Source organism: Streptomyces sp. W1SF4, from assembly GCF_003950035.1.
GTDB classification, from domain to species: domain Bacteria; phylum Actinomycetota; class Actinomycetes; order Streptomycetales; family Streptomycetaceae; genus Streptomyces; species Streptomyces racemochromogenes.
The window spans coordinates 1,742,514-1,754,589 of record NZ_CP034350.1; the positions used below are offsets into that span (position 1 = coordinate 1,742,514).

At 74.4% G+C, this 12,076-nt stretch carries 8 protein-coding genes and 2 pseudogenes; 5 read left to right on the forward strand and 5 right to left on the reverse strand.

What is annotated here, in order from left to right; genetic code table 11:
* Positions 1–72: 72 nt before the first annotated feature.
* The gene (locus D1J60_RS08215; RefSeq protein WP_125820663.1) at positions 73–1,392 is read right to left on the reverse strand and encodes a DUF5685 family protein; all 1,320 of its coding nucleotides are present in this window, start codon (positions 1,390–1,392) and stop codon (positions 73–75) included.
* A gap of 284 nt (positions 1,393–1,676) precedes the next feature.
* Here D1J60_RS08215 and sepF point away from each other — a divergent pair, with 284 nt between their 5' ends.
* A complete protein-coding gene (sepF, locus tag D1J60_RS08220) occupies positions 1,677–2,135 on the forward strand; it encodes a cell division protein SepF (protein ID WP_007263282.1) in 459 nt (152 codons plus the stop codon).
* A 44-nt stretch (positions 2,136–2,179) separates the two neighbouring features.
* On the opposite strand, the gene D1J60_RS08225 is transcribed toward sepF, so the two are convergent.
* Both D1J60_RS08225 and D1J60_RS08230 read right to left on the reverse strand, forming a co-directional pair.
* Positions 2,180–3,364: an acyl-CoA dehydrogenase family protein gene (locus D1J60_RS08225; protein WP_125820664.1), complete on the reverse strand. Its 1,185-nt coding sequence runs from the start codon at positions 3,362–3,364 to the stop codon at positions 2,180–2,182.
* A gap of 99 nt (positions 3,365–3,463) precedes the next feature.
* A complete protein-coding gene (locus tag D1J60_RS08230) occupies positions 3,464–5,206 on the reverse strand; it encodes an MFS transporter (RefSeq protein WP_125820665.1) in 1,743 nt (580 codons plus the stop codon).
* A 295-nt stretch (positions 5,207–5,501) separates the two neighbouring features.
* Here D1J60_RS08230 and D1J60_RS08235 point away from each other — a divergent pair, with 295 nt between their 5' ends.
* Together D1J60_RS08235 and D1J60_RS08240 are read left to right on the forward strand one after the other, a co-directional pair.
* The gene (locus tag D1J60_RS08235; RefSeq protein ID WP_125823921.1) at positions 5,502–6,632 is read left to right on the forward strand and encodes a glycosyltransferase family 39 protein; all 1,131 of its coding nucleotides are present in this window, start codon (positions 5,502–5,504) and stop codon (positions 6,630–6,632) included.
* A 255-nt stretch (positions 6,633–6,887) separates the two neighbouring features.
* Positions 6,888–7,949, forward strand: coding sequence for a phosphatase PAP2 family protein (locus tag D1J60_RS08240; protein WP_125820666.1), 1,062 nt, complete (start codon positions 6,888–6,890; stop codon positions 7,947–7,949).
* Between the two features lie 255 nt (positions 7,950–8,204).
* On the opposite strand, the pseudogene D1J60_RS08245 reads toward D1J60_RS08240, so the two are convergent.
* Together D1J60_RS08245 and D1J60_RS37965 are read right to left on the reverse strand one after the other, a co-directional pair.
* Positions 8,205–9,158, reverse strand: a pseudogene (locus D1J60_RS08245) (YafY family protein); the annotation flags it as partial.
* A 612-nt stretch (positions 9,159–9,770) separates the two neighbouring features.
* Positions 9,771–10,367 (reverse strand): annotated as a pseudogene (locus tag D1J60_RS37965) (transglycosylase family protein); the annotation flags it as partial.
* A gap of 304 nt (positions 10,368–10,671) precedes the next feature.
* Here D1J60_RS37965 and D1J60_RS08255 point away from each other — a divergent pair.
* Positions 10,672–11,487 carry a hypothetical protein gene (locus tag D1J60_RS08255; protein ID WP_125820669.1) on the forward strand — a complete coding sequence of 272 codons (816 nt, stop codon included), beginning with the start codon at positions 10,672–10,674 and terminating at the stop codon, positions 11,485–11,487.
* 157 nt (positions 11,488–11,644) lie between these two features.
* Positions 11,645–12,067 carry a hypothetical protein gene (locus D1J60_RS08260; protein WP_125820670.1) on the forward strand — a complete coding sequence of 141 codons (423 nt, stop codon included), beginning with the start codon at positions 11,645–11,647 and terminating at the stop codon, positions 12,065–12,067.
* Positions 12,068–12,076 lie beyond the last annotated feature (9 nt).

The following is a 12,076-nucleotide window of genomic DNA, read 5'->3' on the forward strand; positions in this document are numbered from 1 at the left end:
TCAGCCCTTCCCCCGCGGACCGGGCGGGAACCTTCCGGTAACCCGTCCGGACCTGGGGGAATTGACGCCGCCTCAGCAGTCGCAGCCGCACCCGTCGCAGCAGCAGCCGTCGCAGTTGCAGCAATCACAGCAGTTGCTGCAGGAGTCGCAGTTCTCGCAGCACTCGCAGGCGTCGCACCAGGGGTCGCGCTTCTGCCGGGACCAGGGGCCCTCGTGCTCCGTGCAGCAGAGCTGGCAGGTGCAGAAGAGGCCGATGGCCACCGCGCAGCCGGCCAGCAGGCCGCGGCGCGGCCTCTGCGGGGGGAGCCCGCCGAATCCGCCGCCACCGCCACCGCCGGGGCCGCCCGGGCCCATCGGCGGCGGCATCCCGGGCCCGCCGGGGGCGTACGGGTTCGCCTGGCCGCCGGCGTACGGACCGCCCTGGCCGTACCCGGCCGCGTATCCCTGCGGGGGCTGCCCGTACCCCTGCTGCCCGTACCCCTGGGGAGGCTGCCCGTACCCCTGGCCCGCCGAGTTCGTCGCCGTGTGCCCGCACGAGGAGCTGCCGAACGCCCGGTCCACGGAGGTGCGCAGCTCGTGCACCAGCAGCCGGTGGGCGAGCCCCGCGTCGGCGAACTCCACCTCGCGCAGGGACAGCCGTATCCCGTGCAGCGCGTCGTCGCACAGCCGGCGGGCCTCGGCGAGGGAGGTGCCGGTGGCGGTGAGCGGGTTCCAGGCGCCCGTCCGCGCGTCGGCGGCCTGGTCCTCGACGGCGTCCAGCAGGTGCGCGAGCCGCCCGAAGTACCGGCCGGCCTCGGCCAGGGCCGCGCCGTTGCCTGGCCGTCCCGCCAGGACCGCGGTATGCGCGAAGGCGGCCGCGGTCGCGGTCTCCGTCGGCTCGGTGACCACCAGCACGGAGGTGCCGGGGCCGGCCAGGCTCTCGATGCCGCCCTGGCGGTCCACGGCGTCCACGAGCACCGCCGTGTCGAAGCCGAGCGAGGCGCCGGTGCGGGCGCCGGCCCGGTCCCAGCCCCGGGCCACCTTGCGCGCGGCGGCGGCGATCGGCGCGCGGGCCAACAGGCCGTCCCGGTCGGCCACGTGGTCCCGCACCTTCGCCGAGGCCAGCACGAGCGACACGGCGGCGGCGAGCCGGGCGCCCTCGCCGTTGGCGACCGGAGCGGTGCGCATGCCGCGCAGCGGGCAGGGTCCTGCGGTGCGCCGGGCGCCGGGCAGCGGACCGGCCTGAGCCTCCGTCAGGACGGAGACCAGCAGCCCGTCGTAATTGGTGACGATCCGGGCGAACTGCCCGTGGTCACCGCGAAGTGCCAGGCAGAGGCCGCACAGATGGGCCATCCACTCCGTTTTGAAGCGCTCGCCCAGCCGGTGCGCGCAAGGTCTGACGATGCCGAACAACCGCTTCCCCCGTGTGTCATACGCAAGATTCCGGGGCATCGTATCCAGCCGGGCCGATCACTCGTACGCCCCAGTGCCTCACCCGGACGGCGGCAGTGGTCGTATTTTCACTCAGTCAGCAGCGGTAGCGTCCGGGAAGCTCGTCCGTGCAACGGATGTTCTGCACCAGTCCCGTCACGAAACATCTGCGCGGCGGCTATCCACTTGGCGCGTTGTCAGCATCATGGACGACCATAGGGGCAGCGGAGAAGAAGACAGACTGGCCACGGTGAAAGGAGGCGTCCATGGGTTCGGTACGCAAGGCGAGTGCGTGGTTGGGTCTCGTAGAGGACAGCGACGACGAGCGGTACTACGACGACGACTACGCGGAGGCGGTGGAACGCCAGCAGGGCTCGGTCTCCGGCCCCGGCGACCAGTGGGTCACCGACCCCCGGGTGAAGGTGGCCTCGGATTCCGCGGTCGAGCGCGGGCGCCGCATCGCGACCGTGACCCCCGACGGCTTCCGCGACGCGCGCGGCATCGGCGAGCTGTTCCGCGAGGGCGTCCCGGTCATCGTGAACCTGTCGTCGATGGACCCCACCGACGCCAAGCGCGTCGTCGACTTCGCGGCCGGCCTGACCTTCGGGCTGCGCGGGTCGATCGAACGGGTGGCGACCAGGGTCTTCCTCCTGACCCCGGCCGACACCCAGATCGTCAGCGGTGAGGCGGGCGGCCGCTCCCGCGACTTCTTCAACCAGAGCTGAGCCCGGGGGTACCTCCCAGCGGTAGGCGGGGGATCCTCACCGGCCTACCGGAAGGCGTCGAGCCCGGTGAGCGCCTTGCCCAGGACCAGCTGGTGCATCTCGACGGTGCCCTCGTAGGTGAGGACCGACTCCAGGTTGGTCGCGTGCCGCATGACGGGGTACTCCAGGGAGATCCCGTTGGCCCCGAGGATGGTCCGCGCGGTGCGGCAGATGTCGATGGCCTCGCGGACGTTGTTGAGCTTGCCGAAGCTGATCTGCTCCGGCCGCAGGGTGCCCGCGTCCATGCGCCGGCCCAGGTGGTGGGCGAGCAGGATGCCCTTGTGGAGTTCCAGCGCCATGTCCGAGAGCTTGGCCTGGGTGAGCTGGAAGCCGCCGATCGGCCGGCCGAACTGCTCCCGCGTCCTCGCGTAGTCGAGCGCCGCCTCGAAGCTGGCGCGCGCCGCGCCCATCGACCCCCAGATGATCCCGTACCGGGCGTGGCTCAGGCAGCCCAGCGGACCCTTGAGCCCCGTGACCTCCGGAAGCACCGCGTCCGCGGGCAGCCGTACGTCGTCCAGCACCAGCTCGCTCGTCACCGACGCGCGCAGCGACCACTTGTGCTTGATCTCCGGCGCCGAGAAGCCCGCGCTGTCCGTGGGGACGGCGAAGCCGCGGATCCCCTCGTCCGTCTGGGCCCAGACGACGGCCACGGCGGCCACCGAGCCGTTGGTGATCCACATCTTGCGGCCGTTCAGCACCCAGTCGGAGCCGTCGCGCTTGGCGTACGTGCGCATGGCGGCCGGGTCGGAGCCGATGTCGGGCTCGGTCAGCGCGAAGCAGCCGATCAGCTCGCCGGCCGCCATGCCGGGCAGCCACCGCTGCTTCTGCTCCTCCGAGCCGTACTTCCAGATCGCGTACATGGCGAGGGAGCCCTGGACGGAGACCAGCGAGCGGATCCCGGAGTCGGCGGCCTCCAGTTCCAGGCAGGCCAGGCCGTACTGGACGGCGCTCGCGCCGGCGCAGCCGTAGCCGGTCAGGGACATGCCGAGCGCGCCGATGGAGCCGAGCTCGCGGGCCAGCTCGCGGATCTGCGGGAGCTCGCCGTCCTCGTACCACTGGGCGATGTGCGGCAGGACCCGGTCGGCGGCCCAGGAGCGGACGGTGTCGCGGACGGCGAGGTCCTCGGGGCCGAGCAGCTCGTCGAGTCCGAGCGGGTCGGTGGGGGCGAACGGGGTCTTCGGCGCGGACAAAGGGGCCTCCCGGCGGCCACGTGGGGCGAAACCTAGCGGTGCAAGTTTGTCGCCGACCGGGCCCCGGGTCCACCCCCGGCTCCGGCAGGGGGGAGCGGCTCAGCCCTGGCGGCCGGGCCTGCCGCCGACCGCGGGATCGCGCTCGTGCTGCGCCGGGGCGGGGATCCGCGCCCCGGGGGCCGGCCGGGAGGGGGCCGCGGGCTGCGCGGGCAGGCGTACGGCGGCCCCGGCATCGGCGTCCGCGTCCACGGCGGTCGCACCGCACCCGGCGCCCCCGTCCGGCTCGGCGTTCTCCATGGTGCGCGGCAGCTTCAGCGCCATCACGGCCCCCGCGAACAGCAGGCAGGCGCTCACGACGAGGGTGACGTGCAGCCCGTGCACGAAGGAGTTCCGGGCGGCCGTGTGCAGGGACTCCCCCGCCGCTCCGCCGAGGTGGGCGGCGATCTTGTAGGCCTCGCCGAGGGAGTTCGCGGCGCCGGCCGAGTCCGCGGCGGGCACGCCGGGGACGTCGAGCAGGCCGGGCCGGTAGGCGGCGTTCATCACGCTGCCCAGCAGGGCGATGCCCATGCCCGCGCCGAGCTGGTAGGAGGTCTCGCCTATGGAGGCGGCGCCGCCGGCGGCGTCCACCGGGGCCTCGCTCAGCATGGACTCGTACGCGGCGAAGAGGGTGGTCTGGAGCCCGAAGCCGAGCAGGATGAAGCCGGTGGTCAGCAGGACGGGCCGGTCGTCGTGGCCCATCAGCGTCAGCAGCAGCACCGCGCCGGCGGTGAGCACGAAGCCCAGCGAGACCATCGTGCGCGGGCCGACCCGCTGGAGGGTGTAGGAGCCGGTGGCACCGGCGGCCATGGCGGCGAAGGTCAGCGGCAGCAGCCGCAGACCGGTCTCCAGCGGGCTGAGCTCCAGCACCAGCTGGAGGTACTGGACGGCGAGCAGCTCCAGCCCGACCAGCGCCAGCATGGCGAGCACGATGCAGCCGACGGAGGTGGAGAACGCGGCCCGGGAGAACATCCGCATGTCGATCAGCGGGTGCTCGCGCCGCTTCTGGCGGCGTACGAAGAGGACCAGCAGGAGCACTCCGAGCAGCAGCGGGACCAGTGCCCCGGGATCGGAGAGCTGCCGTTCCGCGCCGATCCGCTTGATGCCGAGCACCGCGCCGAGGACGCCGGCGGCGGCCATCAGCGCGCCGAGCACGTCCCAGGGCCCGTCGGCCGAGCCCCTCGACTCGGGCAGCAGCCAGCGGCCGAGCGGGAGGATCAGGGCCATCAGCGGGATGTTGATGAGGAAGACCGAGCCCCACCAGAAGTGCTGGACGAGGAAGCCGCCGAGCACGGGGCCACTGGCCGCGCCGACCGCGGCGACGGCGGTCCATATGCCGATGGCGAGGGCGCGCTCGCGCCGGTCGGGGAAGACCTGGCGCAGGATCGACAGGGTGGCCGGCATGATCATCGCCCCGCCGACGCCGAGCAGGGCGCGGGCGGCGATCAGGACCTGGGCGTTGTCGGCGAGTGCGGCGATGGCGGAGGCGACGCCGAAGAGGGTGTAGCCGAGGAGCAGGATCCGGCGGCGGCCGACGCGGTCGCCGAGGGTGCCGAAGAGGATCAGGAGCGCGGCGCAGACCAGCGGGTACGCGTCGACGATCCACAGGAGTTCCTGGGAGCCGGGGCGCAGGTCCTCGGTGACGGAGGGGACGGCCACGTGCAGGATGGTCGCGTCGAGCGCGACGAGCACGAGGCTGACGCACAGGACCGCCAGGACCACCCAGCGGTTGGCCCCGCCGGAGGCGGCGGCGACCCGCTGCCGGAGGGAGGGCTTCCTGTCGCCGGCCGTGTTCGTCCCCGACATGCTCGTACCTCCCAGGTGGTCCCTCGCACTCGGCGGACAGCGTCGTGGACCGCCGCGGGGTGGTGCGCTGTGCGGCGTCCTACGGGGTCCGGCATCGACACGCGAGTGAAGGGTCAGCGTACGCGAGTTCGCGTGCCCGCCACGTGGCCAAGCTCTCATCCCGGCGGCGGCCGACGTGTGGTGTGCGCCACGCGCCCCGGCCCGCCCTCCCCCCGCGCGCACGCCCGCTCACGCTCCGTGTCCACGGTTTTCGTCTTCGCCGGTCGCGGCGCCGATACTCGTCCCCGTGACCACTGTGCCCGTTGACGCCGCCCCCGCGAAGTACCCCGGACTCCGCCGTGCCGCCCCCGCGCTCGCGGCCTTCGCCGCGGTGCGGCTGCTGGGGCTGGCGGTGCTCGCGCTGTGGTGCGCGGCGGCCGGCAGCAGCCCGCACACCCTGCTCTCGGCCCGCTGGGACTCCCTCTGGTACGCGCGGATCGCCGCCGAGGGGTACGGGTACGAGGTGGTCCTGCCGAGCGGGGCCGTCCACTCGAACCTGGCGTTCTTCCCGCTGCTGCCGTGGCTGGAGCGGCTGGTGGCGGCGCCGACGGGGCTGTCGTACGGGTCGGCGGGCCTGGTGGTCTCGGCGGTGGCGGGGCTCGCCGCCGCGTGGGGCGTCTTCGCCGTCGCCGACCTGCTGCACGGGCGGCGTGCCGGGGTGCTCGCGGTGGCGCTGTGGGCGGCGCTGCCGGTGGGGATCGTGCAGTCCATGGCGTACAGCGAGTCCTTGTTCACCGCCCTGGCCGCCTGGGCGCTGTACGCGGTGCTGCGCGGGCGGTGGGTCGTGGCGGGCCTGCTCGCGGCGGGGGCGGGGCTGACCCGGCCGGTCGGGGCGGCGGTGGTCGCGGCGGTGTGGGTGGCGGCGGCCCTGGCCTGGCGGCGCGGGGAGCGCTCGTGGCGGATGGCGGCCGGGGTGCTGCTGGCCCCGCTCGGGGCGGCGGCGTACGCGCTGTGGGTGGGGGCCCGGACCGGCGGCGGGCCGACGGGCTACCTGGACGTGCAGGCGGGCTGGGGCAACGGCTTCGACGGGGGCTGGGCCTTCGCGCGGTTCGTCGGGGCGCGGCTGGCCTCCCCCGCCTTCGCCGCCGGGGCGGGGCTGATCGCCGGGGTGCTGCTGGTGCTGTGGCTGTACCGGCTGTGCGTGCGCGACCGGCAGCCGGCCGCGCTGCTGGTGTACTGCGGGATCGTGGTGGCGCTGGCCCTGTGCGCCTCCGGGTACTTCGGCTCCAAGCCCCGGCTGCTGCTGCCGGCGTTCCCGCTGATGCTGCCCCCGGCGGTGGCCCTGGCGCGGTGGCGGACGGGGCGGGCGGCGGCCGTGCCGGTCGTGCTGGCGCTGGCCTCGGCGGTGTACGGGGCGTTCTGGCTGAACGGTTCGGGCCCCCCGTAGGACGGGCCGGGGCGATCACGGAATGGATCATTCCAATCCATGGTTGTGCAAAGGAATTGAGCCGCCGCGATAAATACCGTGTAAGTATGCCGATAATTGCGGCGGCAGTACTCCCGGAGTTGAATCCGGGGAGTTCCAACAAGTGCCGGAACAAGGCGAATTAAGTCCCCCGTGAGACGCACTCCACATCACATGGTCATCACAAAGCGCGCGATTCGCCCGGGGTGCGCTTCGACGCGCGGTAACGTCGATTGAGTGCGTACTGACCAAATGCTTGCCCGTCTGGAGCCGGTGTTCGCCCGGCTCGACCGGGAACCAGAGCGACCGGCTCATCTGCAAACTCCGCAGATGAGCCGGCACCGCATCGTGCTCCTCTCCGCGACGCTCGCCTTCTACCTGGTGATCGTCGTGCTCGTGCTGACGACCTCCTGGCTCGTCCGCCTGGACTGGCAGATCATGTTCTTCCGGCCCTACGAGCAGTGGCCGCAGGTGCACGCCTTCCTCGACTACCTCGTCGTACTCGGCCAGCGCGGACCCACCGCGGTGATGGTCGCGGCCTGGCTCGGCTGGCGCTCCTGGCGCCAGCACACCCTCCGCCCGCTGATCGCACTCGGCGTGGCGCTGCTGCTCCTGAACATCACCGTCGGCTCCGTCAAGCTCGGCCTCGGCCGGCTCGGCCCGCACTACGCCACCCAGATCGGCTCCGCCGAGCTCTTCGCCGGCGGCGATATATTCCCTTCCGGCCACACCGCCAACGCCGTCGTGACCTGGGGGATCCTGGCCTACCTGGCCTCCACCACCGTCACCCGGCGGGTGCTGTCCATCCTCTCCGGCGTCCTCTCGCTGAGCGTCGGCGCCACCACCGTGTACCTCGGCACCCACTGGGTGAGCGACGTGCTCCTCGGCTGGACCGCCGGGCTCCTCATCATGCTGGCGCTGCCCTGGTTCGAGCCGCTCATCGCCCGCACCGAGGCCTACGTCTTCGGACTGCGCGAGCAGTGGCGCCGCCGGCTGGAGGAGGGCCGGGTCTCCGAACCGGTCGCCGCCGCGCTCACCCCGCTGCTCTCCGCGGGCGGGAAGTGGCAGCGCGGACGCACCCCCGCCGCCGAGGACGGGGTCCCGGCGGCCGCCGCCGCCCAGGCCCCCGCCGGGCACTCCCCCGCGCTGCGCCCCGCCGCGCACACGCACCAGGTCGCCCGGCAGCACGTCATCCGCTCCGAGCGCACCCCGATCACCCCGGGCGGCAGCCGCCGGCCGGCGCACACCGAGCGGGCCTCCGCCCGGGGGGCCTCGGCCCGCCCGGCCACCGGGGGCTGACCCGACGCGGGGCCGGTACGCACAGCCCCACCCCGCACCGCGAGAACGGCGGGCCGGTCCGACGGACCGGCCCGCCGTCGGCGTTCATATACCCGGACGCGTCAGCCCGCTGAGCGGATGTTCCTCCGTACCGGGTCACGCTTGTGTCACGGGTTGTCGACGGTCGCCCGCGGTAATCCCCGCTTTACGGGCCCCCTTTCGAATTCCGCCGCGCAACCCGAATTCCCCGCCCCGGACTTACTCCCGCGGGGCTTCGACGGCCCGCCCGAGAAGGTCCCGCAGAGCCCGGATCCGGTCCGTCAGCTCGGGCGGCTCCACCACCTCGAACTCACAGCCGATCAGCATGACGTGAATCACCAGGACGTCGAGGCTCACCGCCCCGGTGCGCAGCAGGCAGCTCTCCGCGTCGACCGGCTCCAGCACCCCGTCCGAGGGCCCGACGATCCGCGCCGCCTCCTGCGCCGGGACGCGCAGCCGCACCACGGCCCGGGCCGCGTACGCGCGGTGCGACACGCCCTGGGACACGTACGCGGCGAGGTCCTCGGCGGGGGCCGGGCGCGGGACGAAGCGCGGGCCGTGCGGCGGGCGGGGCTCGATCCGGTCCGCGCGGAAGGTCCGCCAGTCCTCCCGGTCGAGGTCCCAGGCGACGAGGTACCAGCGGCGCTCGGAGCACACCAGCCGGTGCGGCTCGACGGTGCGGCGGCTGACGCTGCCGCCGTGGTCCCGGTAGCCGAACCGGAGCCGCTCGCCGTCCCGGCAGACGGCGGCGAGGTCGGTGAGCACGGCCGGGTCGACGGTGTCGCGGCCCGGCCCGCGCAGCATGGGCACCGTGAACTCGTTGAGCGCGGAGACCCGTCGGCGCAGCCGCGACGGCAGCACCTGCTCCAGCTTGGCCAGGGCCCGTACGGAGGCCTCCCCGATCCCCTCGACGCCGTTGCCGGCGGCCGTGCGCAGGCCGACGGCGACCGCGACGGCCTCGTCGTCGTCCAGCAGCAGCGGCGGCAGCTCGGCCCCCGCCCCGAGCTGGTACCCGCCGCCGGTGCCGGGGCTGGCGTTCACGGGGTACCCGAGCTCCCGGAGCCTGTCGACGTCCCGCCGCACGGTCCGGGGGGTCACCCCGAGCCGGTCGGCGAGGTCGGCACCGGTCCATTCCCGGTGGGCCTGCAACAGGGACAGCAGGCGCAGCAGTCGCGCGGAGGTCTCAAGCACCCCGCCATTCTCCTCGCGGCCCCGTCACCCCGTCCCCCGGCCCCGTGGCGGCGCCGACGACGGCCGGGGCGGGGCAGCGCCGACGACGGCTGGGGCGGGGCCGGCGCCGACGACGGCTGGGGCGCGGGCGGCCCGGGCCGGGGCGGGGCCGACGGCAGCTGGGGCGCGCGCGGTGCGGGCCGCTGCGCGGGGCTGGGTCCCCTACCCGCCCTTCGCCCGTTCCCCGGGCTCCGCCCGGACCCGCGCCTCAAGCGCCGGCGGGGCTGACTTCAGCCCCGCCGGCGATTGAGGCGACGGGCGCGCAGCGCCCGTACCGGGGTCAGGGGCAGCGCCCCTGGGAACGGTGGAAGGGCGGGTAGGGGACCCAGCCCCGCGCAGCGGCCCACCCGCAGACAGCGGACGACCTCAGCTCCCCGGCGCGCGGGCCGGCTTGGGAACCGCCGCCCCGGCGGGCGACGGCTTCCCCGCCGGGGCCGCCGGGGCCGGCTTCGACAGGGCCGGACCGGAAGGGGTCGGCTTCGACGGGGCAGAACCGGCAGGGGTCGGTTTCGGTGGGGCCGGACCGGAAGGGGTCGGCTTCGACAGGGCCGGACCGGCAGGGGTCGGTTTCGGTGGGGGGAGGGTGAGGAGGGTGCCCGGGGTCAGGCGGGCGGGGTCCGGGCCGATCAGGGGGCGGTTGGCTTCGTACAGGGGGCGCCACCCGCCGAGGATCCGGCGGCGGTGCGCGATGCCCTCGAGGGTGTCCCCCGCCCGCACCACGTGCATCCGCCCCGCCAGCCCGTACCGCTTCGCGCACACCGGCCACGCCTCCCACCCCTGCACCGCCAGCAGCTCCTCCGCGATCCGGATCTGCTGGTCCCGGGTGGCAAGGTCCGCCCGCGCCGCGTACGCCAGCCCCCCGTGCTCCTCCCAGGTCGGCTGCCAGAACTGCAGGCCCCCGTAGAAGCCGTTGCCCGTGTTCACCGCCCAGCGCCCGCTGCTCTCGCAGTCCGCGACGCAGTCCCAGGGCCACTCCCCGCCCGGCCCGCAGTCCCCCGGCCCCGTCCCGATCACGCCCGGCGAGCCCGGGTGCGCGGCCCCCGCGGGGCCCGGTGCCGGCGGTGGGGGCGCGGCGGCCGCGCCGGCACCCGACGGGAGAACGAGCACCAGCGCGGCGACCGCCGCGGCCACCACCGCGGCCGCCGCCCTCCGCGTACACAGATCGGGCATCGGCACACGCTACGGAGCCCCCCGCCGCCGCTCCCGCCCCGCCACGCGGCACTCCCCCGCGCTCCACCCGGACGGCTGACGCACCGGACGACCCACACACCCCCGAGACGTTCGGAAAGCGGCTCCAACTGCACATGGAAGAACAACAGTTGACACGAAAGGAAAGCCGCGGTCGGACGGTTCACTCTTCCGGGTGGCCGGTTCGATTCCGTTCCCTCAAACGGCGTGACCCCGGCCGCCGCCGATCCGTTGATCCCGGCGAGCCGGGAACCCCCCGGCCTCCGCACGAATGAGGAGCCACCCCGTGCCGCGCATGCTCGACGTCAGTGATGAGGTACGTGCCGAGATCGGTGACGAAGAAGCCGACAGGCTGCTCACCGGCGACGACGCCCCGGGCAGTTACGACTGCACCTCCTGCCGCACCCCCGGCGACCCGGAGACGGTCCGCACCAGCACCGTGCTGTTCGTGGGCGAGGAGACCGCCGTCCTCGCCTTCGCCCACGCCGACTGCATCCCCTCCCAGGTCGTGCCCGTCTCCGAGGAGCAGCTCCAGGGTGCGGTGCGCAGCATCACCGGCGACAGCCCGGCCCCCGCCCCCGAGCAGGCCGGCGCGGAGTCCCCGCAGTCCGTCCCCGGAGGCCAGGCCGTCCTCGGCATCACCAGCGGCCTCGTCCTGATCGCCGGGGAGCTGCACCCGGCGCTGGTCGTCGAGCCGACCGCGCCCATCGCCCGCCCCGGCACCACCGGCCCCGGCGACGACTTCCTCCCCCTCCTCATCGAGCAGGGCTTCATCCCGGTCACCGACACCAACGAGGTCCCCTCCCCCCTGGCCGGCTGGTCGGTCCTGCTGGCCGCCGGGCAGCTGCACGCCGTGCTCCAGCCCGGCACCGACGGCGGGCCGCAGGTGGCCTGGTGGCAGGCCCACCAGGCGCTGGGCGTCACCGACGGCTGGCGGGCCGCCGTCAACAAGACGCAGCGCGTGCTCATCTACGCCGCCCCGGTCGGCTCCATCGGCCAGCAGCCGCGCGAGGACCTGCTCCGCGACGCCCTGGACAAGGCCGCGAGCAACGGCAAGCTGGTCGGCGCCTCGATGCCGCTGGCCGGTACGCCGGGCGCCTGAGCCCCACCCCTTCCCGCCGGAACGGCCGTCCGCCCCTGCCGAGGGGGCCGGACGGCATGCGCCGGGGGTGCGCGGTCCGTCCCGCGCACCCCCGGCGATCTGCGTTTTCCGCCCCGTCACCCCGCATCCGCAGGCCGCCGGTTTCGTTGGCTGATACGTGCATTCATACGACCCCTCCCGCGCCCCGTTCCGTGCGAGCAGCGCCTCGCACACCCCGATCTACGACAGCCTGTACTCGGAGTACCTGCGCGCCTTCCGGGCGCTGCCGGGCGACCGTACGGGCGAGGAGGACCTCGGCTTCACCGCGTTCTCGTACGGCACCGGGTACGGCGGAACCCCGTACGGCGGCGGCACGGCCGGTACGGTCGGCTCCTACGGCGGCGGCGCCGGTAGCGGCTGGAGCGGTTCCCCGTGGCAGCAGGCCGACGGCTGGCAGCCCTCGTACGTCCCGCAGCAGGTGGTCCAGCCGCTGTACTCGTACGCGGGCGCCGGCTCCGGATACGGCGGCGGGCGGCAGCACCAGACCGGGATGCAGCACATCCCGGCGGCCCTGCCGCCCGCTCCGCGCCGGGGCTACTGACCCCGGAGC